This is a genomic window from Deinococcus radiodurans R1 = ATCC 13939 = DSM 20539, from assembly GCF_000008565.1.
GTDB lineage: Bacteria > Deinococcota > Deinococci > Deinococcales > Deinococcaceae > Deinococcus > Deinococcus radiodurans.
Window position 1 is genome coordinate 1,063,099 of sequence record NC_001263.1, and the last position, 23,463, is coordinate 1,086,561.

A 23,463-nucleotide genomic window follows, 5' to 3' on the forward strand; every position below is an offset into this window, starting at 1 on the left:
CGCTGCTACCCTGACGCCATGTGTGCCGGAGCCTTCCGTTGATTCCCCGCGTCCTGCTCGGCTCCGCGCCGGTGCCCGGTGGGGAGGGCGAACTGCACCTGTTTCGCCGAGGCGCCGACTTTGCCATCAGTGTGAGCACCATGCCCGGCGAGCTGATGAACAGCCGGATGCACGCCTCCGAAGACGCGCTCGCCCAGCTCGGGTGCGCTCCGGTGGCGGGGCGACAGGCGGCGCGGGTGCTTGTCGGCGGCCTCGGCATGGGCTTCACGCTCGCCGAGGCGCTGCGGCAGCTCGGGCCGGATGCCCGCGTGGTCGTCGCCGAACTCGTGCTGCAGGTCGTGGACTGGAACCGGGGCGAGTTGGGCGAATGCGCCGGGTGGCCGCTGCGTGACCCGCGGGTGGAGGTGCGGGTCGGGGACGTGGGCGCGGTCATGCGCGAGGCGGGGCCGTTCGACGCGATTGTGCTCGACGTGGACAACGGGCCGGAGGGCCTCACCCGCGACGAAAACGGGCGGCTCTACAGTCCCGCCGGATTGCGTTCGGCGTGGGCAGCGTTGCGGCCCGGTGGGGTGCTGGCGGTCTGGTCGGCGCATCCGGCCCCGGCGTTCACGCGCAAGCTGGAGCGGGCGGGGTTCCGGGTGCGCTTAAAGCAGGTGCGGGAAAGGGTGGGGAAGGGGGCGGTGCATACGGTGTGGGTGGGGGAGAAGGGGTGAGGGTGTTGAAGCCAGGGCTTTAGCTGTAGGCCCCAACCCCAAACCCCTATCCCCAGAGGGGACAGGGGCTTAACGCTGGCGCTGTGCACATGGCGGTGATTTCGCGTGTCGGGCGGTGCTCCGTAGTTGAGTGGGGGGCTGGTTGCCTGAACCTTCCAAATCGTGTCAGGCCCGTGCGCCTTCAGCGCCCGACGGCCCTTCCGTTCTGCGTTTCACGATTTTCTGTGGACGGCGTAGATAAAAGCTGAGGCGCAAGCATTTCTCTGACCCTCTCCCCTTGCGGGACTCGCAGAGCTGCGGAGCAGAGAGGGCCTTTGCGAAAGCAAAGGGGTGAGGGGGCGTCCACACCCCATAAACCCTCACCCCCCCCGCAAAAACCGCACCGTCTCCCGCTGCAACATCTCTATCTGTTCGAGCGAGTCATACGTGTGCCCCGCGCCGGGAATCGCGGTGGCGTCGCAGCGCAGGGCTTCGGCGTACGCACGCCCCACTCCACCGGGCAGGTCTGGTCGCGGTCGCCGTGAAAGACGTGGGCGACCCCACCCCAGCGGGCCGCGGCCTCCAACGGGCGCGTCTGCACGACTTCTTGCAGGAACGCGCGGCCCAGCGGCCAGCCGCCGTAGTCGCTGATGACCGGGGGCAGCAGTCCGCCGCGCAGGTGCCGCAGCCACAGCTCGGGCAGCGCGGGCGACCACAGGGCGAAGCGGTGAGGCCGCACTTTTTCGGCGGCCAGGGCGCTGACCAGTCCGCCCATGCTGTAGCCGAGCAGCATCACCCGCTCGGGGTCGAGGCCGGGTTGGTGGCGCACATAGTCGAAGGCGGCCTCCACGTCCTGCACCTCGCGGCCCACCGTCATCTCGGAAAAGTCGCCCTGGCTCTCGCCGCTGCCCCGGCAGTCGAAGCGCAGCGCGGCTATGCCAGCGGCGGTGAGGCGGCGGGCCAGCAGCACCAGCAGGCGGTGGCTGCTCACCTTGTCGCCGGTAAACCCATGCACGATGACCACGCTCGGCCAGCCTTGCGGCGGCGCCTGCTGTCCAGTGGCGGAACCGTCCGGCGTGTGGAGCATTCCGTACATCCGCTGACCCTCGACGCTGAACTGCGCGAACATTTCCATGCCGCCGAGTGTACGGGGGCGGGCGCGTCAGACTGTGCGCCGGGGGACGGTCGGGCGGGTCAGGCAGCGCCGCGACAATGTTTGATGGAGGCGGCGCTTAGCCGGGGCGGCGTGCTACCGGCAACAATCAGGCCATGAACCAGAATGTCGGGAACCTTGACCGCCTCGTCCGTGCCACCGTCGGCATCGGGCTGCTGATTGTCGCCACCCGCCGCCACGGCCTCGGCAAGCTCGCTGCGCTGGGCCTGGGCGCCGCGCTGCTTACCACCTCGGCCACCGCCCACTGCCCCGCGTACTCGGCGCTAGGGACCGATACCCTCGACCACTGAGTCCACAAAAACCGGGAGAGCCGCAGGCTGTATGCCACGGCTCTCCCGGTTTTTAATGATCATTCAGGGCGTCAGCCGGTGCCGGTCACGCGGGAAAGCGCGGGCATAGCGCACGTTGGCGATGCCGAGCAGCTTGGCGGTCAGTCGCTCGGCGCCGATGGCGAAGCCGCCGTGCGGGGGCATCCCGTATTTGAAGACCTCGGTGTAGCCCTCCAGCGATTCGGGTTTGAGTTTGTACGCCGCGATGGAGTCCATCAGCATCCCGTAGTCGTGGATGCGCTGCCCGCCCGAGGTGATTTCGATGCCCCGGAACAGCAGGTCGAAGCCGCGCGTCACTTCACCGTTCACGCTGCCGTCCTCGTTCAGTTCGGGGTGCGCATAGAAGGGCCGGGCGGCGCGCGGGTACTTCGTCACGAACACGAAGTCGCTGCCCTCGGTTTCGGCAAAATGCTGCGAGAGCAGGCGCTCGGCTTCGGGGTCGAGGTCTTTGCCGCCGACCGGGTGGCCGTATTTTTCCGTCACCAGTTGCCGGGCGTCCATCAGCGTGATGCGGGGAATGTGCGCCGGCACGTCGGGAATCGTCGCGCCCAGCAGCTCAAACTCGGCCTGCGAGGTGGCCCGCAGCCGCTCCATGATGCTCGCCAGCAGGCGGTTCTCGAGGCCCATCACGTCTTCCTCGTCCTCAATGAAGCCCATTTCCACGTCGAGCGACAGGTATTCGTTGAGGTGACGGCTGGTGGCGTGCTCCTCGGCGCGGTAGACGGCGGCGACTTCGAAGACGCGCTCGAACACGCCGACCATAATCTGCTTGTAGAGCTGCGGGCTCTGCGCGAGGTAGGCCGGGTGCCCGAAATAGTCGATGGGGAAGAGGTTCGCCCCGCCTTCCGCGCCCGCCGACACGATTTTGGGCGTGCTGATTTCGGTAAAGCCCTCGCCGCGCAGGTGCGCCCGGAAGGCGTCCACCAGTTCGGCCTGCACCTTGAGCGCCGCCCGCTCCTTGAGCCCGCGCACCGTCACCACGCGGTAGTCGAGCATCGTTTCGGGGTTGACGTTCCACTCCATTTTGGGGATTTCCACCGGGGTGGCCTCGGTCGCCGCCGAGATGACGCGGAAGTCTTCCACCTGCACCTCGAAGCCGCCGGGCGCTTTGGGGTGGGCCTTGACCTTGCCGACGACTTCCACGCTGCTCTCGGCCAGGGGAAGGGTCAGGCCGCTGCCCACGCACTGGGTCACGCCGGTCACGTCGCGCAGCACCAAAAATTGCACGCCCCCCAGGTCGCGGCGGGCGTGGACGAAGCCTTGAAGTTTAACGGTCTGCCCCTCATGTTGGGGCAGTTCACGGGTCAGCGTGCGTTTGAGTGGGCTGGTCATGAGTCTCTCCTTGAACGAAAAACCCCCGCCGGGGTGGGCGGGGGCGCGGCCATACGACGAGGCGTCCCCTAGCGGGAATCGTCGTTGTCGTTGTTCAGTGCCGCGAACATGGTGCAGAGTGTAGCCGCCGCAGCGCAGCGGGGTCAAAGGGGGCGGCTAGGCAGGGGGGAGTGAGGAAAAAATTTGGTTTGCGGACTCCCTCACCCCGCCTTCCGCACCTCCGGTACGTTGCGGACCAGCACCACGCCGAGCAGGAAAAACAGCGCCGCGCTGCCGAAGACGAGCACATACCCGAAGTTGTCGCCGTGCCGGTTGCCCCAGTCGAGGAGTGCGCCCATCGGCAGGTTGACGAACTGCGGCGCGACGAAGGCGACGTGCCAGATGCCCATGTCGCGGGCGTAGCTGCTGCGGCTCGGCATGGCGTCGGCGCCCAGCGCCCAGTCCACGCTGGTAAACGCCCCGAAGCCCAAGCCGAAGCAAAACGCCAGCAGCAGCGCGAAGGTGAAGCTCGGCGCGACGAGCAGCAGCAGCGCCGTGACCGTCATGACCGTGCCTGCGAAATAAATGACCGGCTTGCGCCCGATGCGGTCACTCAGCCGCCCGCCCACCACGGCGGAGATGATGGACGCGATGACGATGCACGCGAGCAGCAGGGAACTGCTCATCACCGGGTCTTTTTGCCGCAGCACGTCGCCTGCGTAGAACTGCAAAAACGGCTGCACGCTGTACTGCCCGAGTGCGAACAGCACCCGCGTGATAAACACCCATTTGAACGGCGCGTAGGCGAACAGCTCGCGCCAGGGGAGCACCTCACCCGGCGCGGCGGGGGCCACCGCTTCGGCCTGCTCCACCACCCCCCGGATAGTGATAACTGCCGCCACGAGCAGCAGCGCCGCCATCAGCACAAAGGGGAGGCTCGCCCCGTAGTGGCTGCCGATGGCGACGCCCGCCGCCGCGCCCAGCAGTTGCCCCAGCGCTTGCAAGGTGCCCATCGCCCCGCTGTAGCGCCCGCGCTGCTCCGGCGGCACGAGCTGCGGAATCAGGGCCGAATACGGCGCGGTGGCGTAGTTGTTGCCGAACTGCACCAGCACGAAGCCGAGCACGTATACCCAGAAGCCCGTACTCCCGGCGAGCAGGCCCACCGCCGCGCCCATCACCGCCAGCCCCGCCACGTTGATGCCCACGCCCAGGCGCAGGTAAGGCAGCCGCCGCCCCGTCTTGTCCGAGTGCGCCCCCACCAGCGGCGGCACGACCAGCGCAATCGCCGCGCCGATGGCCCCCAGCAGCCCCAGGTACGTGCCCTTGTGCGCCGCGCCCATGAACCCCACCACATGCGCAGGCATGTAGATGGTCAGCAGCATCAGCCACAGGAAGGCCGTTCCGAACCAGAACGCCGACAGCACCCAGGGGCTGGGCAATGGGGGGCTGGGCAACGGGGAATGGGGCAAGGCAGCGGCGGGCCGCGCAGCAGGAGGAAGTGTCATGTGGGGAACAGTGTAGGGAGTTGCGTCAGTCCTGTGCCAACGTCCGAACCTGCTCCCCGAGGCCGCCCCACACCATCTCAATGAACGCCGGTTCGGGCTGGAACCCCAGCCGTGTGTTGATGGCGAGCATGGGCGCGTTGGCGGTCGCGTTGTGGGTCACGACCCGGCGGATGCCCTGGGCGTGCGCGAGGTTCAGCGAGTGGCGTTTGAGCGCCAGCGCCAGCCCCCGGCGACGGTGCGCGCGGGCGGTGCCGGTCAGGCCGGTGTTCAGCGCGTGCGGGTCGGCGAGGTCGCGCCACAGTTCGGTGAGCGCCGCCACCTCGCCCGCCTGCGTGACTGCCAGCCAGAGGCCGTCCGGGAAGAAGGTGGGGTGCTGCACGTAGGCCCGAATGTCGTCCAGGCTGTACGGCTGCGCGGGAATGCGGCGCGGCTCGTCGGCGCGGGCCTCGTTGAAGGTGCGGCGGAAGGCGCCCAGCGCGGGCGTCTCCCCGAGGTCGGCCACGAAGTCCGGCAGGCTCCGCAGGCGGTATCCGGCGGGCAGGTCGGCGGGTTGCGACGTCCAGGTGGTCAAGTCCAGGACGTTGGTGAACTCGCGTTCCAGTTCGCTGAACCCGCGCGCTTGCAGGAAGGCGACGGCGTGCGGCTCGTCCTCCCGCGCGCCGGCCAGCACTTCGCGGGCGCCGCGTTCCTTCAGATGGGTGCGTACCGTCGCCGCCAGCACCGCGCCGACACCCCGTCGCCCGTGCTCCGGCGGCACTGTGACCGTGACGTTGTAGCGGTCGGGCTGGTGCGACCCGGCCCACTGCGTGACACCCGCGAAGCCCACGATTTTACTGCCGCGCTCGGCCACCCACTGCGCCAGGTGCAGGCCCTTGGGGTGGGTGCGGGTGTTCTCGGCGGCGACCCGCAGTTGCTCGGCGGTCACCGTCTGGCCGGGCCGCGCGGCGGTGAGGACGGCCCCGACCGCCGGATAATCGGCTTCCGTCGCTTCTCTGATGTGAACTGTCCTGTCGTTCATAGCTTCCCCCAGCGGTATTCCACGTAGCCCACGTCGTTCTGAAAGCCCAGCCGCCTGTTCAGCGTCACATGGGCGCGTTGCCGCTCTCGGCATTGGTGGTGATGCGCCGGACGCCCTGCGCGTGGGCGTCGCGCATCGCCGCCACCTTCAGGGCCAGCGCCAGCCCACGCCGCCGCCACTCACGCCGCACGCCGGTAAAGCCGATGCTCAGGCGGGTTGGGTCGTCCTCCCAGGACTTGAGTTCGGTGAAGGCGGCGGCCTGACCGTCCGGTATCAGGGCGAACAGGACGCCGCCGGGCCGGAAATGCTCATCCTCGGTGCGTTTGCGGAACTGTTCGAGGTCGGGCAGCGTGCGCGGCGCAGGGGCGGGCACGTCGGGAACGGTGGCGCAGTACACGTCGTAATAGGTGCTCAGCGCGGCGTCCTCCCCCTGTTCGGCTCGCAAGTCAGCATAGGAGGCCACACGCACACCAGCGGGAAGCGGCGCCGACCACGCGCCGAAATCAAACGCGGTCAGGTCAAGGTGGCTGTCAAAGTACCGCTGCACCTCCTCCAACCCGCAGCGCCGCAGCAGCCCGCAGCGGGCGGCGGGGTCGTCCTCGTACATCCCGGACAGCACTTCGCGGGCGCCGCGTTCCGTCAGGTGTGCCCGCAGTGTCTCTGCCAGCGCCGTGCCGAGGCCCTGCCCGCGCCCGCGTTCCAGCACCTGCACCTCGGCGTGATAGCGGTCGGGGTGGAACAGGCCCGCGTACTGAATGACACTCGCGTAGGCCAGAGTCTCGCCGCCGAGTTCGGCCACCCAGTACGCCTCGTGCAGCCCCAGCGGGTGGTCGCGCGCCTCCTGCATCTCGCGGGCAAAAGTCTCGGCGGTCATCGGATGGTTGGGGTTCAGCGCCGTCTGAATCGCCGCCATCGCGGGAATGTCGGCGTCGGTGGCGGGGCGAAGGGTGAATGGCGTCATGGTGACATGCTCGCACTGGGAGTAGGCGCCGCGCTTACGCCGAATGGCGGAGCACCGCGTTTGGCAGCGACCCCTGGGCCGAACGTTTCAGGCATCCTGTCCTCATGCCTTTTCCCACCCCCGAGGCCGCCGAAGCCCTCTTGCTGGAAGCCGCGACTTGCAACGCCGGGGCCTGGGTCGCCCACTCACGGAATGTGGCGCTGGCGGCGCAACGGATTGCCGAGCATCACCCCGACCTCGACCCTGCGCGGGCGCACACGCTGGGGCTGCTGCACGACATCGGGCGCCGAACCGGACCGAACAAGGACCGGCACATTCTGGACGGCTACGAGCAGCTTCTCGCGCTCGGATATGCGGATGCGGCGCGGGTCGCGTTGACCCACAGCTTTGTCATCCCTTCGCTCGACACCCTGCAAGGCGAGTGGGACGGCACCCCCGCCGAGTGGGAGCGGCTGCGGGTCGCCCTGGATGAGGCCCAGCAAACGGAAGAAGACAGCCTGCTGCAACTGTGTGACGCCCTGGCCCTCGCCGACGGCTTTTGCACCGTGCAGGAAAGGGTGGTGGACGTGGCCCTGCGCTACAGCGTCAATGAAACGACGCCAGAGAAATGGCGGGCGCTCCTTAACCTCAAGAGCCACTTCGACGAGGCGTGCGGCGTCAACATCTACCGCCTGCTGCCGGGTCTTTGTGAACGGCTCCTCGCCTGATACGTGCTGCGTCCAATTCCCTAAAACCCGGAAAAGCGCCGGATTGGAGTCCATTTCCCACAGCACGTATTTTTTGCCACTCGCTCCGCTCCGGTTTCATCGCTCAAACTGAGCGATTCAACCGCAATTCGTATGACTTATCCTCCTCCCATGTCCGCTACCCCGCCCCCCGCCTCTCACCCGCTCGCCGCGCCGCTGCTCTCGGGGTCGCGCCGCGCCCTGGCGAAGGCGATTACGCTCGTCGAGTCCCGTCGCCCCGCCCACGAGCAGGAGGCGCAGGCTTTGCTGACCGAGCTGCTGCCCCACGCCGGCAGGTCGCTGCGCGTCGGTCTGACGGGAGTGCCGGGAGTAGGCAAAAGCACGCTGATTGAGGCTTTGGGTCTGTTTCTGGCAGACGCTGGGCACCGGGTGGCGGTGCTGGCGGTGGACCCGTCGAGCCAGCGCACCGGCGGCAGCATCATGGGCGATAAGACGCGCATGCCCCGGCTTACTGTGCACGAGGGCGCCTTTATTCGCCCCAGTCCGTCGGGCGGCACCCTCGGCGGCGTGGCGCGGCGTACCCGAGAAACCATCACGCTCTGCGAGGCGGCGGGCTACGACGTGTTGCTCATAGAAACGGTGGGCGTCGGCCAGTCCGAGACGCAGGTGGCGGGCATGACCGACCTTTTCGTGCTGCTTACCCTGCACGGTGCGGGCGACGAGCTTCAGGGCATCAAGCGCGGCATCATGGAACTCGCCGACCTGTGCGTGGTGAACAAGGCCGACACCAACCCCAGAGCCGCCATTCGCGCCCAGACCGAGTTGCGCTCGGCCCTCACGCTGCTGACCCCCCACGACGCTCCCTGGCGCCCCGCCGCGCTGCGGGCCTCGGCGGTCACGGGCGAAGGCATTCCCGAGCTGTGGGCCAAAGTGCAGGAGTACGCGGAAACGGTGGACCTCGCCGCCAAACGCCGCGCCCAGACCGCCGTGTGGTTCGACGACCTGTGCGCGAGGCGGTGTGGCGGGCCTTCCTGAGTGAGCAAGACCCGGCGCGGTGCGCGAACTGCGGGCGCAAGTCGAGCGCGGCGAAAAGGCGGCGGTGGCAGCGGTGGGCGAGGCCGTCAGTCCCCAGACGTAGACGGCCCGCCCCCTGTTCCCTGGCGGCCCGCTATCTTCCCCCTATGTCTGAAACGATGAAGGCTATTGTGGTCGAGCGCATTGGCACGCCCGACGTAATGGAACTGCGCGAAGTCCCCCGCCCCGCCCCCCGCGCCGGGCAGGTGCTGCTGAGAGTCGAAGCGGTCGGCGTGAACTTTGCCGACGCCCTGAGCGTGGGCGGACAGTACCTGACGGCGACCAAGGTGCCCTACGTGCCCGGCATGGAACTCGCCGGCACGGTCGTCGAACTCGGCGAAGGGGTCACGAACGTGCAGGTCGGCCAGCGCGTCGCGGCCCTCGGCGGCACGGGCGGCCTCGCCGAGTACGCGGCGGTCCCGGCGGCGGGCGTGGTGCCGGTGCCCGAGTCGTTTACCCCCGCGCAGGCGGCGGCGTTTCCGGTGTCGTTCATGACCGCCTACCACGCGCTCAAAACTCTGGGGCGCGGCGAAGCGGGCGAATGGGTGCTGGTGCAGGCGGCAGCAGGGGCGCTGGGCACGGCGTCGGTGCAGCTCGCCAAGGCGCTCGGCATGAACGTGATTGCCCTCGCCAGCACCGAGGAAAAACTGCAACTCGCCCGCAACCTCGGCGCCGACGTGACGATTTTGCAGGACGACCCCGACCGCGTGCAGAAAGTCCGTGACGCAGCGGGCGGCAAGGGCGTGCCCCTGCTGCTCGAAGTCGTGGGGGGCTCGCGCTTCGACGAAAGCTTGAAGATGGTTGCGCCGCTTGGCCGCATCATCTTCATCGGCAACGCCAGCCGCGAGGAAGTGAGCATGAACCCCGCCGCCCTGATGAAGCGCAACGTCAGCGTAATCGGGCTGTGGCTCACCTCGCTGATGCTCGACGCCGAAGTCTCCGCCGCCGCTTCCCAGGGTCTCGCCCCGCTGATCGCCAGCGGCAAGGTCGTGCCGCAGGTCGGCCCCAGCTACGGCCTCGCCGACAGCTCGCGCGCCTTTCAGGACATCCTGGACCGCAAGACGACCGGCAAAGTCGTGATCGAGCCGCAGCGCTGAAGCTGGCAAAAAGGGGGCGGGCCGTGGAAACTTCCAGGCCCGCCCCTTTTTCCCTCCCTTAGAGCATTTGACAGAATGATCTGGGCTGTCGTTGACCCTCTACCTTGATGGGAGAGGGCCTTGCGACGCAAGGGGTGAGGGTGTCTTTTAAATGCCTCAGAGGTTGAAAAAGCGCACAGCGGACGCCACCAGGGAATCCCCGCCAGCGCGACCACCAGCGACAGCGCCGTCCACAGCGCGGCGGCGCGGTACTTGCCCTGGTCGGTGGCGGCCTTGCGGCTTTGCACGCTGGCAAGTGTGGCGAACACGGCGGCCAGCACCCCCAGGGCCAGGTGTTCCCACTGGAAGCTCGCGCGCGGGGCGCTGGCAAAGACCGGCACCTTGTTCATGCCGAGGTACGCGAACAGCAGCAGCCCCAGCAGCAGTTGCAGGTGCACGCTGCCCATGAACATGCCCACCGGGCGGCGCTCGGCGGGGGTAAAGGGCCGCGAACCGTTCAGGCCCGGCACGTTTTGCAGCAGCGCCCAGATGCCAAAGATCAGCACCAGCCAGCGGTTGAGGTTGTGCAGGGTCAGCAGGATGACATAGACAGTCGCCATGCGGTCAGCTTAACGGTTACCGGGCGGTCAGGGGGCAAACGGTTTGCTTATGCTCGGCAGATATCCCGCGTTACAGCACGTCGTCCGTCGTGCCGCGCTTACGCATATTGTTCTGGTCTTTGCGGCGGCGCAATGCCCTATTGACCAGCGGCGCGAGCGGGCTGAGCGGCAGTTCGTAGGCCGGGTACCACACCCGCTGCTCGCTGAATTTCAGCTTCATCTTGAACACGCCGTAGCTGTGCTTGCTCTCGTCGAGCACGCGGGGAATGCCCCAGAAGTCGAAGAACTCGTAGCCGCGTTTCTGCGCGTCGAGCATCGCGTTCCAGTAAAAGGCGTCGGGGGCCTTGGCGTCCTTGAGCGGCTGGCCGTCTTCGCCCACCCGGTCATCGCGCACGCTGCCGCCGAAGAGGTAATAGGTGCCCTTGCCCATCGCCACGAAAAAGCCGCCCGCCAGCGCCTTGCCCTGATAACGCGAGAGCACGATGTACGCCTCGCCGCCGTAGGCATTGGCCTCGCGCAGCATGGTTTCGTAGTACTCACGGGGAAAGGCGCCGAGCTTGGCGCGCTCGTTGGTGGCGGTAAAAATCTCCCAGAACGCCTCGAAGTCGTCGTCGCGGCCCGCCACCACGCCGAGTTTCTGGGCGGTACGGACGTTGCGCCGGGCCATGGAGTGCAGGCCGGAAAACAGGTCGTCCTCGCTGCGGCGCAGGTCGGCCACGATGGTGTGTTCGGGCTGCTCGGTTTCACTGCGCCGGAACGGGCCGAAAGCGGCGGGCAGCGACTCGCCGTGGTCGTTTTCCCCGGCTAGGTAAGGGTAGGGCGGCTCGATTTTTAGCAGCACGTCGGTCGGCTTGGCGACTTTGCGCACGGCGTCAGCAAAAGCGGGCAGCAGTTCGAGCGACTCGATGGCCGGGCCGCGCGGCGCGTAGAGGGTGCTCAGCCCCGGCACCAGCCGCTTGCGGAGGAGCTGCACCGCGCCCACCGTCCGCTCGCCGTCTTTGATGAGGTAGCGCATGGGCACCTGGCCCAGCACCCGCCGCGCCTCGCCGTAGCCCCAGCCCTGGAGGGCCGAGGTGATGGGCATTTCGCTCACAACCTTGTCGTAGGCGTGGGGGTCGGTGATGGCTTGCAACGTCAGGCGCACGGGGGGGATTGTAGCAGGGGCGGGGCACGGTGCCCGCTGCCGATTGCCCGCTGCCGATTGACCGCCGCTGACCGTCCGCGCTTTTGACAAATGCTCTAGAGTGCCCCCCATGAAAAACCTTGTCCTGACCCTGGCGCTTCTCACGGGCGGCGCGGCCCTGGCCCAGACGAGCCAGCCGACGCCGGCCCCGCAACCTGCAACGACCCCGGCGACTTCCACGCAACCCGCAGCTCAGCCTTCGACCACCCAGTCGCCCGACGCCGTGGTGGCCCGCGTGGGCAACCAGACCTTGACGCTCGCCGATTTTGACCGCTCCTTCCGCGTGGCCGTCGCCGGGGTCGTCAACGCCCAAGGACTGCCGCTGAGCGACGACCTGCTGGCCGAGTTCGCCTCCAGCCGTCCCGAGTACCTCAAGCAGTTCGTGCGCGAGCAGGCGCTGACCCAGCTCGCCCGTGCCAGCGTGAAGCCCGACGCGGCAGCCATCGACGCCCAGCTCGCCCAGGCCCGCGCCGGGTTCGGCAGCGACGCCGACTTTCAGCAGGCGCTGACCCAGACCGGCTACGGCAGCGCCGACGACCTGCGCGCGGGTCTGGAGCGTCAGGCGGTCATCGCGCCTTACCTCCAGAGTGTGCAAAAGCGCTTCACTTTTGGCGACGCCATCGTGAACGGGTACTACAACCTGCACCGCGACGCCTTCACGCGTGACGCCGAAGCCTGTGTCAAGCACATCCTGGTCGCCACTGAAGCCGAGGCGAAGACCATCGTCACCGACCTCAGCGCGGGCAAGGACTTCGCCGCCGTCGCCAAGGCCAAGAGCCAGGATCCCGGCAGCGCCGCTGAGGGAGGCGACCTCGGCTGCATCGCGCCCGGCGACACCGTGGCCGCCTTCGACAAGGCGAGCTTTTCCGGCCCGCTGAACCAGCCCCAGGTCGTGCAGACCGAGTACGGCTGGCACGTCCTGACGGTCAGCCGCCGCAGCGCCGCAGGACTCCTGCCGCTCACCGAGGCCGCCCCCCTCATCCGCGAGCAGCTTTCGCGTGAAGCCGCCCAGAAGTACCTCGACGCCCAGATTGCCCGCATCAAGGTGGAAACGTTCCCCGATGTGGTGAAGGTCGCCGCGCCCGCTGGCAAGTAAACCAGCTCAAGAAAACCGCCGCCGGGCAGCTTTCCTGGCGGCGGTTTTCTTATTCGCGCAGCAACCTATTCCTCCAGCAACCTATTTCCCCAACAAGAACGCCAGCGCCGCGTCGCGCAGGCCCACGCTGGTGTAGTGGGCGACGCCGGGAAAATTCTGTTCCTCGAAAGCGCCCGTCGCGTCCGCGTAGGCTTCGCGGTAGGCCGCCGCCGTCGGCTGATGGTGCGCGACGAGCGAAAACACCGGGTCTTCCTCCCCGCTCGCGATCAGCAGTGGCGTGGGGGCCGCGCGCCAGGCGTGGGTCAGGGGCCGGTGCGCTTCCAGAAACGCCCGCAGCTCCGGCGCCCGCACCTGCGGTTCCTGCCAGACACCCGAGGTGATGAGCGCAGCGGGCGCGGGTCAGGCGCGGCTCGGTTTGCAGCAGCGTCTGCACCACGTACCCGCCCATGCTTGAGCCCACCGCCAGCACCGGCCCCGCACCGAAGCGCCCCGCCAGCGCGTCCAGCAGCGCTGGAGCCTCGACCACCGTCCGGCGCACGCTGTCCCAGACATATTCGCGGGCATTAAGCCCTGGCGGCGTGTCCCCCTGTCGCTCACCGTGCAACGCGGCGTCGGGGATGACCACCGCAATCCCGTGTGTCGTCAGCGCAGAGTACACCCCGAGTTTGCCTTCCTTGGCGGCCCAGGCCCCGTGGTAGACGAGGCAGACGCCGCGCACGTCGCTGTCTTTCGGCGGCAGTTCAAGGAGACATGGGACGCCCGCGAGCACCGCCCGCTCGACGCGGTAGGGATGGCCTTCCGTCAGCGGCGTGGCGTGGTCGGTCGTGTTCATCCTCCCTCCTCTGGCGCGAGCACCTGCCGCAGCAGCCGCAGTTGCCCCCGGTGGTTCACCTCATCTTCCATCACGTGAAACCAGGCCCAGTGCTGGTTCGCCCAGCCTGGCCCCAGCGGCTCGGCCAGCCAGGCGTCGTCTTTTGCGGCAAAGACCCGCAGCGTCTCGGCGCGGGCGTCGGCAAGCTCAGCCCGCAACTCGTCCAGGGTTGGCAGCCGAGCCGGAGCGGTGCCTTCTTTCCCCATCGTCAGGCCCCAGTACGCGGCGCCGTCGTCTTCGGGCGTCACGTCGCGGCCCTGAAACGACAGGACGTGGTAGACGCGCTCCACCGCCGCGATGTGAGCGAGCAGCGTCCCGATGGAATTGGCGAAGCCGGGAGCCGTGGCCCACAACTGGTCCTCCGGCAAGCCTTCCACTGCTTGCAGGGTGGTCAGCCGGGCGTAGGTCAGCATCTCCACCAGGGCGCCGATGTGAGGCGTGAAGGCGGGGTCGGCGTCCGGCTGCACAAAATAAGCCCGCTCGCTGTTCAGGGTCTGCGCGTGAAGTTCGGGATTGAAGGTCGGCATCTGGTCTCCTTGTCGGGTTGGTGCTTACAGATTGGCGCCCAGGCGTCTCGATTCGCCTGCGCCGTTCTTCGACAGCCACACTACTGGGACACAGGCGATTATTCGCGGCCTACCAGCTCGCGTTTGATGACCACCAGCACTTCACGGGTTTTGCCCCAGCGGTGGCTGGTGGTGGTCGCACTCGCCACTTCCCAGCCCTGCTCGCCCCATTCGCACAGCACCTGTTGCAGCTCGGTGTGGTTGATGACGATGGGAAACGGCGGCTGCGGGGGAAATGAAAACGTGACGTACTCGTAGCGTTTCATCTTGTGGACAGTGTGCACCTGCCCGGCAGTGTTCGCTCTTGACGGTGTCCTCCAGACCCTTCATGAAGTTCTCAAAAGTACGAAGCCGTGCCAGCGACCACAAAAAACCCCGCCCAGGCAGGCGGGGAAAGCTTCTAAGCAGGTCTTAGCGGCGGGTGGTGGTCGTGGTGGTGTGCACGGTCGGGGCGGGCTGCTGACGGCCCAGGCCCAGCAGACCGGCGAGACCCAGCAGACCGAGCCAGCCCCAGTCGAAGCCGCGCTTCTCGGTGGTGGTCGTGGTGGTGGTCTGGGTCGTGCCGGTGGTGTTGTTGGTGTCCTGGGCGGACGCCGCGACAGGCAGCGCGAGGGCGGCGACGACGGCAACGGTCTTGAGCAGTTTCATGCTCCGCAGTTTGACGGCTGCGCCGCCGCTTGTCCTTGATGGAGCCTTTAGACGGTCATGGGTCTGACATTTGTGTCCGTCTCATCTGCGCTGGGTGCCAGGCGAGTGGCAGGCACAAAAAAGCCGCCCCCAGGGGAGGAGGCGGACCCTTTCCAGGCAGCTCGAACGCAGCCGGGGCTCAGTACTTGTAAAAGCCCTCGCCGCTCTTGCGCCCGAGCAGCCCCGCCTGCACCATCTTGCGGAGCAGGGGAGACGGGCGGTATTTGTCGTCCCCGAGGCCCTGGTGCAGCACTTCCATGATGGCGAGGCAGGTGTCGAGGCCGATAAAATCCGCCAGCGTCAGCGGCCCCATCGGGTGATTCATGCCCAGTTTCATGATGCCGTCAATGGCTTCGGGCTCGGCCACGCCTTCCATCACGCACTGAATGGCCTCGTTGAGCATCGGCATCAGGATGCGGTTGGACACGAAGCCGGGGAAATCGTTGCACGAGAGCGGCGTCTTGCCCAACTTTTCTGCCGTTTCGGTCACGATGCGGGCGGTTTCGTCGCTGGTCTGGTAGCCGCGAATGACTTCCACGAGTTGCATCAGCGGCACCGGGTTCATGAAGTGCATCCCGATGAACTGCGCCGGGCGGCCCGAAGCCGTCGCCAGCGCGGTAATCGGAATGGAGCTGGTGTTGCTCGCCAGGATGCCTTCCGGCTTGACGATCTGGCCGAGCTGTTTGAACAGGTCGTTTTTAATTTGCTGGTTCTCGACAATCGCTTCCACCACGAGGTCGCAGTCGGCAAAGTCCTGCAAGTCGGTGGTGAAATGGATGCGGCCCAGCACCGTTTCGGGCGCGTCCGTCAGCTTGCCCTTCTCGTGCAGTTTGCCGAGGCTCTTTTCGATGACGCCTTTGCCCCGGTCCAGAAACTCTTGCTTCTGGTCGTGGACCACCACGTCGAATCCGCTTTGCGCCGCCACCTGCGCGATGCCGCCGCCCATCTGTCCTGCTCCGATGACTCCGAACTTCATGGTTGCTCCTTTGAAATGTTGAATTCCTACGCTCTGCCGATTTGGTCTGCCAGCTTCCGTGCTTCCCGTGTGCCGATGACCAGCCGGGAGCCGTCGCTGAGGCGGACTTCCACATATTCTGCCTGCGGGCGCAGCGAGTAGAGCCAGCCGTCGCTCAGCAGGCGCACCCCCACGCCGAGGGGCGACGGGGCCGGCACCACGCGAACGCCCGCAATCGCCCCACGAGGAATTCGCCGGGTGAACAGGCCCGCGCCGAGGCTGACGCGCAGTTCGTCGGCAGTCAGGCGGACGCTCAGCCAACTCATGACCAACGTGACCGCGCCGAGCAGCATCAGCATGACGGCTATCCCGGTCCTCTGCTCGGCGGACGCCTGACCCCAGACCACAGCGGCACACAGCAGGCTCAGGAGCGCGGCATAAGCCCACACGAGATCGTCACGCTGCTCGGCGTAGGTCATGGTGACTCTACCAGCGGCACGCCGTCCGCCCTTTTCCGATGACTCCGAAGTTCATTCGTATCGCTCCATTCAAAAGAATGTGTTGTGCCCTTTCGTCAATTCAGCAACCTGACTTCTCCGTCTTCTATCCAGAGCGCCTGACCATCCCGCAGAAGACACAGAGGCCAGCGTTCCCCATACGTCCGGACCGTGTCAGCAATGGTTTCAATGGGGAACTGAGAAATGCTGCCCGAGGCGTGGGGAATGACCGCCAACTCTGTCAGGCCCAGACCGGTGTAGTCTTTTAAATCCGGCGCTATATCTGGAGAATCCATCAAGCTGACTGCTTCAATGGTTGGTCCAGCAACGACGGAGCCGGCGCTGCAACCGATATAAGGCAGCCCCTGCCGGACGCGCCGGGTGATGACTTTGTCCGACCCCGTTGATCTGAGGACTTGCAAGAGGTCGAAGGTTTCTCCTCCAGCGACGTAGACCCCATCTACAGCATTCAGGGTCGTTTCGACTGCGGCCAGATCAGTGTGTGACAGGGGCAGGTTGATCAGCTCCAGCCCTTGTTTCTCCAGGCCCTCCCGCTCTTTTTGCACGAAGGGCGCGTCTGCATAGGAACGGGCGGCATCCGGGATGTACGCTACCCGTTTGCCCCCGATGAACTGCGCCATAGACGGATGCTGGAAGGAAGTCAGCAGAAGTCGCATGGTTACTCCACCAGCGGCACGCCGTCCAAGTCCAGCGCCCGGCCACGCTTGACCGGGGTGAACGGCATGTATGCGTACTCGGCAAAACCGCCCTGCACGAAGGGGTCGTCGCGGAACAGGTCGCGCAACTCCTGCTCGCTGTCGGCCCGGCAAATCAGGACGCCGCCGGTGCCATCGAGCTTACGCCCGCTGGTCAGGAACACGCCGCTGCGGTAGTGCTGGTCGAGCCATTCGCGGTGCTTCGGCGTGGTGGCGTTCAGCTCGTCGCCGGTCTTGAGGTAGGTGCTGTGGACGACCCAGAGGGTAGGAGTTTCGCTCATACGCTCAGCCTAATCCCTTTACCCGAGGCGGCGCACGGCCAGCGCCAGCCCGTTGCCGCCGCCCATGCACAGTGTCGCCACGCCGAGTTCCTTATCCTGCTGTTTGAGGGCGGAGAGCAGCGTCACCAGGATGCGCGCCCCGCTTGCGCCGATGGGGTGCCCCAGCGCCACCGCACCGCCATTGACGTTCACGCGCTCAGCGTCCAGGCCCAGTTCGCGCGCCACCGCGAGGCTCTGCACGCTGAAGGCCTCGTTCAGTTCCCAGAGGTCCACGTCCCCGGCCTGGATGTTCATCTTCTTTAGCAGCTTCTGGGTAGCCGGCACCGGCGTCATCATCACCCATTCCGGCGCGAGGCCGCCCGAGGCGTAGTCCACGATTTCGGCCAGCGGCGTCAGCTCGTGCGCCTGCGCCAGTTCTTCACTCACGACCAGCAGCGAGGCCGCGCCGTCGTTGAGGCCGGGAGCATTGCCCGCCGTGACCGAGCCGTCTTTCTTGAAAGCGGGCTTCAGCTTGCCAAGCGTTTCCTCGCTGGTATCGGCGCGGGGGCCTTCGTCGGTGTCCACGATCACGTCACCCTTGCGGCCCTTGATCGTCACCGGCACGATTTCGTCCTTGAACAGCCCGCCCTGCGCGGCGGCAACGGCTTTGCGGTGGCTGCCGGTCGCGTAGGCGTCCTGCTCCTCACGCCCGATGCTGTACTTCTCGGCCACCCGCTCGCCGGTCAGGCCCATGCCCTCGTCGTTGATGGAGCACCACAGGCCGTCGTGGGTGTTGGCGTCCAGCACCGTCGCGTGCCCCAGGCGGTAGCCCTTGCGCGCGCCCGGCAGCAGGTGCGGTGCGTTGCTCATGGACTCCATGCCGCCCGCCAGCACGGCCTGCTGGTCGCCCGCGCGGATACTCTGGGCCGCCAGCATCACAGCTTTCAGCCCAGAGCCACACACTTTGTTAATGGTCAGGGCGCCTGCTTCGTGCGACACGCCCGCCCGCAGCGCCGCCTGCCGCGCCGGGTTCTGGCCGCAGCCCGCCTGCACCACTTGGCCCATGATGACTTCTTCGACCAGTTCGGCGGGCATCCCCGAACGCCGCAGGGTTTCGCGCAGGGTGATGGCGCCGAGTTCCACCGCCGGCACGTCAGTCAGCGCCCCCAGAAACTTGCCCGTCGGCGTGCGCGAGGCCGCCACGATCACTGCTTTTGACATGCGGAAAGTCTAGCGCGGCGAGACTAACGAGCGTTAGGCATACGGTGTGAGACGGCTCCGGTGAGGCGCTTGTGATGACCTGCCCTCTACGGTGCGGCAATGACCACCCTGCTCCTCATCGTGGGCCTTTCGGTGCTTCTGCTGGGGCTCATGCTGTTGTCGCGCCCGAAAAGGCCGCCGCAGGAAACGCAACCTCTGGCCCCACGCAGAGTCCGCTGGCTCGACCCGGCGGTGCAGGCTGTTTTTGATCGTTCATCGGGGAAAACCACGCCTGTTCGCCGGGGTCAAAGAGTTGTCTGGGAGCCTCGGGTTCTGCTGAAACTGCGCGGTGACCGGGCCGAGATGGAACGGCTCATTCTTCAGCAGACTGACCTGTTTCCGCGTGCCAGTCGGGAACAACTCCTTAAAATCATCTACGACACCCGCTGCGGAATCGGAACCTGTAGGAGTGGTTCAGACGCTTAGAATGCCTCCGATGCGCTGGCTTCCCTCCGTTCTCCTGCTCCTCACCGGTCTGCTGCTCGCGGCCCTCGCGCTCGGCGTGTTTGCCGTGCTGGGCGGCAGCGGCCCGCTGTGGCTGCGTTCGCTCGGCAGCGTGACGCTCGGCGGCCCTGGCCCGAACGGCTTCGCGCGCGGGCTGGCGCTGATGCTGCTGGCAAGCACGCGCCCTCGCGCTGGCGACGCTGCGCCGTCCGGAACCCAGATATTTAGAACCCGAGCCCGCACTGGAGCCCGCGCCGCCGCAGGGCTGAGGTCGGGCCTTACCATGTCCCTCATGACCCCTCTGCTGATTCGGGACGTTCTGAAGGCCCTGCCCCACCGTTATCCCTTCGTGCTGGTGGACCGCGTGTTCAGCACGGAAAATGGCGAAGTCCATGCGCTGAAAAACGTCACCATCAACGAGCCGTTTTTCATGGGGCACTTTCCCACCGAGCCCGTCATGCCCGGCGTGCTGATTACCGAGGCACTGGCGCAGGCGAGCATGTTTTGCCTGCACGGGCAGATGGAACCGGGCCAGATCGGCTATCTGGCGGGCATCGAGGGCGCCCGCTTCAAGCGCAAGGTGATTCCCGGCGACCAACTGCACCTGCACGCCAAACTGGAATTTCTGCGCCGGGGCCTGGGCAAAACCACCTGCCGCGCCGAGGTAGACGGCGAAGTGGCGGCGGAGATGCAGATTCTGTTTGCAGTGGCGAAGGGCTGAGAAGACCCCTTTGCGGCGCAGCTCTGCGAGTTCCTATCGCCCTAGGGAAGGGCTTTGTCGTCTTTTGACCCTCTACCCAGGGGAGAGGGCCTTTGCAGAGCAAAGGGGTGAGGGGTCTTCTGCCCCCGCCCCAAACCCCCTCTCCCTGACACTGTTACCCTGAACCCGTGCGTTGTTCCTTTCTGACCCTCTGCCCGCTGGCGGCGACCCTGTGACGCGCCTGACCCGGTATGTCACCCGCGAGCTGTTGCCGCCGCTGCTGGCGGGGACACTGCTGTTCACGGCCATTCTGAGCTTCGGTTACTTCTTCATTTCCAGTCAGTGGCTCAGCGGGGTGCCGGTGTCGCTCATCGCCCGCTGGATCGGCTACCAGCTCCCCGACACGTTGGTCAAGGTGCTGCCGATGGCGGTGGTTCTGATGACAGTGGTGGCCTTCGGACGCATGAACACCGAGCGCGAACTCGTGGCGGTGCAGGCGGGGGGCATCGGCCTGGGACGGGTCACGCGTCCGGCGGCGGTGGTCGGGCTGCTCGTCACGGCGCTGAGCGTGTGGCTGAGCCTCTGGGTCGCGCCCCGCGCCAACGTGGAGACGCGCGGGCTGTACTGGGACGCCCTGACCGGCGCCGGCCTCTCACAGCTCGTGGGCAAAACGGTGGACCTGGGGCAGGGCCTGACCCTCGCCATGCAGGGCTACGACGCAGGAGCCCGCCAGATGCAGGGCGTGCGGGTGGAAAAGTGGGACAAGGACAATTTCCGTCAGGGCATGGTCGTGTTTGCCGACGCGGGCAAATTTGAAGGCAACCAGCTTTCGCTGACCGGCTATCAGGTCTACCGGGTAGACTACGCGGCGGCGGCGGCGCTCTCGGGGGTGGCCGACAACGACCCGGCGGCCTTCCGCGAGGCGGTGCAAAAAGTCTTTCCGCTGGTGCAGGTGCCGGAGGACAGGAACGCGGCGCTCAACCTCGACACCGGCCTCTCGCGCAAGCAGACGCTGGCGCAGTACGCCGACGCGATTGGGGCCGACGCGGAGGGCTGGCCGGAGCTCATCACCAAGCTGACCGCGCCGGGAGTGCCGCAGTCCGAGCGTGACGCGGCGCGGGTCAACCTCAACCGCAAGCTGGCGCTGCCCTTCGCCAATCTGGTGCTGGTGCTCGCCGCGCTGCCCTTTGCCCTGCGCTTCGGGCGCACGCTGGGGGTGAGTCTGGGGGTCGCGCTCGTCATCGCGGTGGCGTACTACCTGCTGTTCAGCGTGGGCCTGACGCTCGCGGGGCTGCTGCCGGGGCTGCCGGAACTCGGCGTGTGGCTCGCCAACATCGTCTTCGCGCTGGGCGGCCTGTGGCTGCTGAGGCGTGCATGAGCGGTGGGGAAACGGGGCGCACCCTGCGCGCACTGTTCATGTCGGTGTCGCTGGGGGCCGGGCACGACCAGGCGCAGCAGGCGGTCAAACAGGCGTTCGCCGAGCGCGGCGTGGAGCTGCTCGGCGCCGAGCACGACTCGGTGGAGTACCTCAGCACCTTTGAGCGCAGTTTCACGGTGGACCTCTACGAGTTTGAACTGCGCTACGCGCCGTGGCTCTACCGGGGCTTTTACTGGCTTACCGACCAGGACCAGCCCTGGAACATCATCAGCCGCATGTTCACCTGGCTGGGCATGGGGGCCTTCAAGGACGAACTGCGCGAGCTGCGGCCCGAAGTCGTCATCAACAGCTTCTGGGCGCCCGCCGCCGTGTGCGACACCCTGCGCGCGCAGACCGGGCAGCGCTTTCTGAACTGCCTCATCGTCACCGACTACCGGGCGCACCTGCACTGGGCGCGGCGCGAGACCGACCTGCTGATGGTGGCCTCGGAGGAAACGCGGCGGCAAATGCTGGAGCGCGGCGTGCGGCCCGAGCAGGTGGAGGTGACGGGCATTCCCATTTCCCCGGCCTTCCGTGAGGTGCTCGCCGCCGACCGCTGGGCGCTGCGGGCCGAACTGTTCAGCGAAATGAGCCTGCGCCCCGGCGTGCCGCTGCTATTGCTCTCGGGTGGGGGCCGGGGCCACTACGCGGCGGCGGCGGACGTGCTGACCGAACTCGGCAACCTGGGCCGCGCAGTGCAGGTGCTCGTGCCCGCCTCGAGGCAGGGCGAAGGCACCGAAACCATCGGCGGGGCGACGGTGCATCACCTCGGCTTCCGGCGCGACCTGCCCCGCTTGCTGGCGGCCTCCGACCTCGTGGTCGGCAAGGCGGGCGGCCTGACGGTGGCCGAGGCGACGGCTCTCGGCGTGCCGCTCGTCATCTACGCGCCGATTCCTGGTCAGGAAGAACACAACGCCGACTTTCTGGAACGCCACGGTGCCGGGCTGTGGGCCAGAGCGCGCCACGACGTGCGTCCGCTGGTGCTGCGCGCCCTCGACCCCGCCGAACACGCCCGCCTGAGCGCCGGAGCGCGGGCGGTGGGCATTCCCGACGCGGCAGACCGGGTGGCGGGGGCCATCCTGCGGCGGCTGGGCGATGGTCTGGGAGATGAACTGGGAGACAGTAGGGGACCGGCATGAAACGCGGTGTGCGCGGGCTGCTGCTGGGAGCCGCGCTGTATATCGGCCTGCCTTACCTCCTCGTGCAGGTCGGCAACCTCGGCCTCGTCCGCGAGGGGCGGCGCGCCCGCCGCGAGGTGGCGCTCACTTTCGACGACGGCCCCGACCCGCAGACGACCCCGGCGGTGCTGGCCGCTCTGCGCGAGGCGGACATGCACGCGACCTTCTTCGTCATCGCAGGGAAAGCACAGGCGCACCCTGACCTGATTCGGCAGATGCTGGAAGAGGGACACGAGGTGGAGGCCCACGCCGACAAGCACGTCCACGCCTGGATTCGCACGCCCTGGGGCGCTGCGCTCGACCCCCTGCGGGCCGTGCGCGCGGTGGGAGCCATGACGGGGCGTCCCGTTCGCTTTCATCGCCCGCCACACGGCGCTTACACGCTGAGCACTTGGCTGGGACAGCGGCTCGCCGGGGTGCGCGGCGCCCACTGGAGCATCGAGGGCTGCGACTGGCACCCGGAGTCCATCCCGGACACGGTGCGCGAACGCCTCGCCGCGCTGCTCGTTCCCGGCGCGGTCATCGTCCTGCACGACGCGGGGCCGGGGGCGCGGGTGACGGTGCCGCTGCTGCCGTCGCTGCTCGCTGACCTGAAGGCGCGGGGCTACCGCTCGGTCACGCTGGCCGAACTGGGCGGCGCGGCGCCGCAGGACTGGCCGGGCCTCAAGCGGCGTGGGTTTCTGGCGCTGGACGCGGTATTCGACCGCCTCGGCCACATCCACTTCGCGGGCGGGCGGGCCGACAACCTCTTTCGCATCGCCCGGGTGCCGTTTCCGCTGGAAGGCGCGCGGCTGGCAGATGGTACGCCCATCCCGCACGGCGCCCCGGCACTCGAATTTCACGTCAACAACCCCATTCTGGTGGACCTCGGCCCCCGCGCCTCGGTCCGGCAGGCCCGGCGCGAGGACTTCCGGGTGGTGGCCCGCGAATTACAGACGCGACCCGAATACGCCGACGTGGGGTACGTGTTCTGCCTCTCGGCGGTGTCGCCGCTGCTGGGGCTGCTGGGCTTCGAAAACCACGACCTGCCCGCCGCCGACGCCCGCCGCCTGCGTCGCTGGGCCAACGTGCTGCGCCGCGCCTACGGCAACGACCCGAACGCCAAGGCCCCAAGGCTCAGCGTGCTGACGCGGGAGGAGTTTTTGGCGTTATATGGGTCGTAGGTCTATTGCGGGCAGTTGGTCTTC

General features: G+C 67.3%; 26 protein-coding genes and 2 pseudogenes. 11 read left to right on the forward strand and 17 right to left on the reverse strand.

The window, feature by feature from the left end; all coding sequences use genetic code 11:
• Positions 1-38: 38 nt before the first annotated feature.
• Positions 39-713, forward strand: a complete 675-nt coding sequence (locus tag DR_RS05425; protein WP_028328012.1) for a spermidine synthase — start codon at positions 39-41, stop codon at positions 711-713.
• Between the two features lie 403 nt (positions 714-1,116).
• On the opposite strand, the gene DR_RS05430 is transcribed toward DR_RS05425, so the two are convergent.
• A complete protein-coding gene (locus DR_RS05430) occupies positions 1,117-1,827 on the reverse strand; it encodes an alpha/beta hydrolase (RefSeq protein WP_010887696.1) in 711 nt (236 codons plus the stop codon).
• 134 nt (positions 1,828-1,961) lie between these two features.
• Between DR_RS05430 and DR_RS05435 the strand changes: the two genes are divergently transcribed.
• A complete protein-coding gene (locus tag DR_RS05435; RefSeq protein WP_027479642.1) occupies positions 1,962-2,156 on the forward strand; it encodes a YgaP family membrane protein in 195 nt (64 codons plus the stop codon).
• Between the two features lie 63 nt (positions 2,157-2,219).
• Here DR_RS05435 and aspS read toward each other — a convergent pair whose 3' ends face one another.
• From aspS to DR_RS05455, 4 genes are all read right to left on the reverse strand, one after another.
• Positions 2,220-3,527 (reverse strand): aspartate--tRNA(Asn) ligase, encoded by a 1,308-nt coding sequence (gene aspS, locus DR_RS05440; RefSeq protein WP_010887698.1) that lies wholly within the window; start codon positions 3,525-3,527, stop codon positions 2,220-2,222.
• A gap of 200 nt (positions 3,528-3,727) precedes the next feature.
• Entirely contained in the window at positions 3,728-5,011 is a 1,284-nt protein-coding gene (locus DR_RS05445) for an MFS transporter (RefSeq protein ID WP_051618783.1), read from the reverse strand.
• Positions 5,012-5,036: 25 nt separating this feature from the next.
• On the reverse strand, positions 5,037-6,029 hold the full coding sequence (locus DR_RS05450) for a GNAT family N-acetyltransferase (protein ID WP_034349608.1): 993 nt from the start codon (positions 6,027-6,029) through the stop codon (positions 5,037-5,039).
• Positions 6,030-6,093: 64 nt separating this feature from the next.
• On the reverse strand, positions 6,094-6,990 hold the full coding sequence (locus tag DR_RS05455; RefSeq protein ID WP_010887701.1) for a GNAT family N-acetyltransferase: 897 nt from the start codon (positions 6,988-6,990) through the stop codon (positions 6,094-6,096).
• A 104-nt stretch (positions 6,991-7,094) separates the two neighbouring features.
• Between DR_RS05455 and DR_RS05460 the strand changes: the two genes are divergently transcribed.
• From DR_RS05460 to DR_RS05470, 3 genes and pseudogenes are all read left to right on the forward strand, one after another.
• On the forward strand, positions 7,095-7,697 hold the full coding sequence (locus DR_RS05460) for an HD domain-containing protein (RefSeq protein ID WP_010887702.1): 603 nt from the start codon (positions 7,095-7,097) through the stop codon (positions 7,695-7,697).
• Positions 7,698-7,847: 150 nt separating this feature from the next.
• Positions 7,848-8,814, forward strand: a pseudogene (meaB, locus tag DR_RS05465) (methylmalonyl Co-A mutase-associated GTPase MeaB).
• Positions 8,815-8,857: 43 nt separating this feature from the next.
• Positions 8,858-9,847 (forward strand): NADPH:quinone oxidoreductase family protein, encoded by a 990-nt coding sequence (locus DR_RS05470; RefSeq protein ID WP_027479639.1) that lies wholly within the window; start codon positions 8,858-8,860, stop codon positions 9,845-9,847.
• Here DR_RS05470 and DR_RS16720 read toward each other — a convergent pair.
• Together DR_RS16720 and DR_RS05480 are read right to left on the reverse strand one after the other, a co-directional pair.
• Positions 9,790-10,446, reverse strand: a complete 657-nt coding sequence (locus DR_RS16720) for a hypothetical protein (RefSeq protein WP_234944683.1) — start codon at positions 10,444-10,446, stop codon at positions 9,790-9,792. The genes DR_RS05470 and DR_RS16720 overlap by 58 nt on opposite strands.
• A gap of 70 nt (positions 10,447-10,516) precedes the next feature.
• Entirely contained in the window at positions 10,517-11,590 is a 1,074-nt protein-coding gene (locus DR_RS05480) for a lipid II:glycine glycyltransferase FemX (RefSeq protein WP_027479637.1), read from the reverse strand.
• Between the two features lie 109 nt (positions 11,591-11,699).
• On the opposite strand from DR_RS05480, the gene DR_RS05485 reads away from it, so the two are divergent.
• Positions 11,700-12,725 carry a peptidylprolyl isomerase gene (locus DR_RS05485; protein ID WP_034349607.1) on the forward strand — a complete coding sequence of 342 codons (1,026 nt, stop codon included), beginning with the start codon at positions 11,700-11,702 and terminating at the stop codon, positions 12,723-12,725.
• Positions 12,726-12,806: 81 nt separating this feature from the next.
• Here DR_RS05485 and DR_RS16725 read toward each other — a convergent pair whose 3' ends face one another.
• From DR_RS16725 to DR_RS05530, 10 genes and pseudogenes are all read right to left on the reverse strand, one after another.
• A complete protein-coding gene (locus DR_RS16725) occupies positions 12,807-13,076 on the reverse strand; it encodes a hypothetical protein (RefSeq protein WP_234944698.1) in 270 nt (89 codons plus the stop codon).
• 112 nt (positions 13,077-13,188) lie between these two features.
• A pseudogene (locus DR_RS16730) lies at positions 13,189-13,557 on the reverse strand (hydrolase); the annotation flags it as partial.
• Positions 13,554-14,123 carry a DinB family protein gene (locus DR_RS05495; RefSeq protein WP_010887708.1) on the reverse strand — a complete coding sequence of 190 codons (570 nt, stop codon included), beginning with the start codon at positions 14,121-14,123 and terminating at the stop codon, positions 13,554-13,556. The pseudogene DR_RS16730 and the gene DR_RS05495, both read right to left, overlap by 4 nt.
• A gap of 98 nt (positions 14,124-14,221) precedes the next feature.
• Positions 14,222-14,428 (reverse strand): DUF4177 domain-containing protein, encoded by a 207-nt coding sequence (locus DR_RS05500; protein ID WP_027479635.1) that lies wholly within the window; start codon positions 14,426-14,428, stop codon positions 14,222-14,224.
• Between the two features lie 145 nt (positions 14,429-14,573).
• Positions 14,574-14,810 carry a WGxxGxxG family protein gene (locus tag DR_RS05505; RefSeq protein WP_010887710.1) on the reverse strand — a complete coding sequence of 79 codons (237 nt, stop codon included), beginning with the start codon at positions 14,808-14,810 and terminating at the stop codon, positions 14,574-14,576.
• A gap of 178 nt (positions 14,811-14,988) precedes the next feature.
• Positions 14,989-15,825, reverse strand: coding sequence for a 3-hydroxyacyl-CoA dehydrogenase family protein (locus tag DR_RS05510; protein ID WP_010887711.1), 837 nt, complete (start codon positions 15,823-15,825; stop codon positions 14,989-14,991).
• A gap of 26 nt (positions 15,826-15,851) precedes the next feature.
• Entirely contained in the window at positions 15,852-16,283 is a 432-nt protein-coding gene (locus DR_RS05515; protein WP_010887712.1) for a hypothetical protein, read from the reverse strand.
• Positions 16,284-16,378: 95 nt separating this feature from the next.
• The gene (locus DR_RS05520) at positions 16,379-16,978 is read right to left on the reverse strand and encodes a peptidase E (protein ID WP_010887713.1); all 600 of its coding nucleotides are present in this window, start codon (positions 16,976-16,978) and stop codon (positions 16,379-16,381) included.
• A gap of 2 nt (positions 16,979-16,980) precedes the next feature.
• Positions 16,981-17,298, reverse strand: a complete 318-nt coding sequence (locus tag DR_RS05525) for a YciI family protein (protein WP_010887714.1) — start codon at positions 17,296-17,298, stop codon at positions 16,981-16,983.
• 18 nt (positions 17,299-17,316) lie between these two features.
• The gene (locus DR_RS05530) at positions 17,317-18,498 is read right to left on the reverse strand and encodes a thiolase family protein (RefSeq protein WP_010887715.1); all 1,182 of its coding nucleotides are present in this window, start codon (positions 18,496-18,498) and stop codon (positions 17,317-17,319) included.
• Between the two features lie 99 nt (positions 18,499-18,597).
• Here DR_RS05530 and DR_RS05535 point away from each other — a divergent pair, with 99 nt between their 5' ends.
• From DR_RS05535 to DR_RS05555, 5 genes are all read left to right on the forward strand, one after another.
• Entirely contained in the window at positions 18,598-18,963 is a 366-nt protein-coding gene (locus DR_RS05535; RefSeq protein ID WP_010887716.1) for a hypothetical protein, read from the forward strand.
• Positions 18,964-19,273: 310 nt separating this feature from the next.
• A complete protein-coding gene (gene fabZ, locus DR_RS05540) occupies positions 19,274-19,702 on the forward strand; it encodes a 3-hydroxyacyl-ACP dehydratase FabZ (protein ID WP_027479633.1) in 429 nt (142 codons plus the stop codon).
• A 211-nt stretch (positions 19,703-19,913) separates the two neighbouring features.
• A complete protein-coding gene (locus DR_RS05545; protein ID WP_027479632.1) occupies positions 19,914-21,059 on the forward strand; it encodes an LptF/LptG family permease in 1,146 nt (381 codons plus the stop codon).
• Positions 21,056-22,237: an MGDG synthase family glycosyltransferase gene (locus DR_RS05550; protein WP_034349606.1), complete on the forward strand. Its 1,182-nt coding sequence runs from the start codon at positions 21,056-21,058 to the stop codon at positions 22,235-22,237. Before DR_RS05545 ends, DR_RS05550 begins: the two co-directional genes overlap by 4 nt.
• Positions 22,234-23,439 (forward strand): polysaccharide deacetylase family protein, encoded by a 1,206-nt coding sequence (locus tag DR_RS05555; RefSeq protein WP_010887720.1) that lies wholly within the window; start codon positions 22,234-22,236, stop codon positions 23,437-23,439. The genes DR_RS05550 and DR_RS05555 overlap by 4 nt, the downstream gene beginning before the upstream one ends.
• The last annotated feature ends 24 nt before the right edge of the window (positions 23,440-23,463 follow it).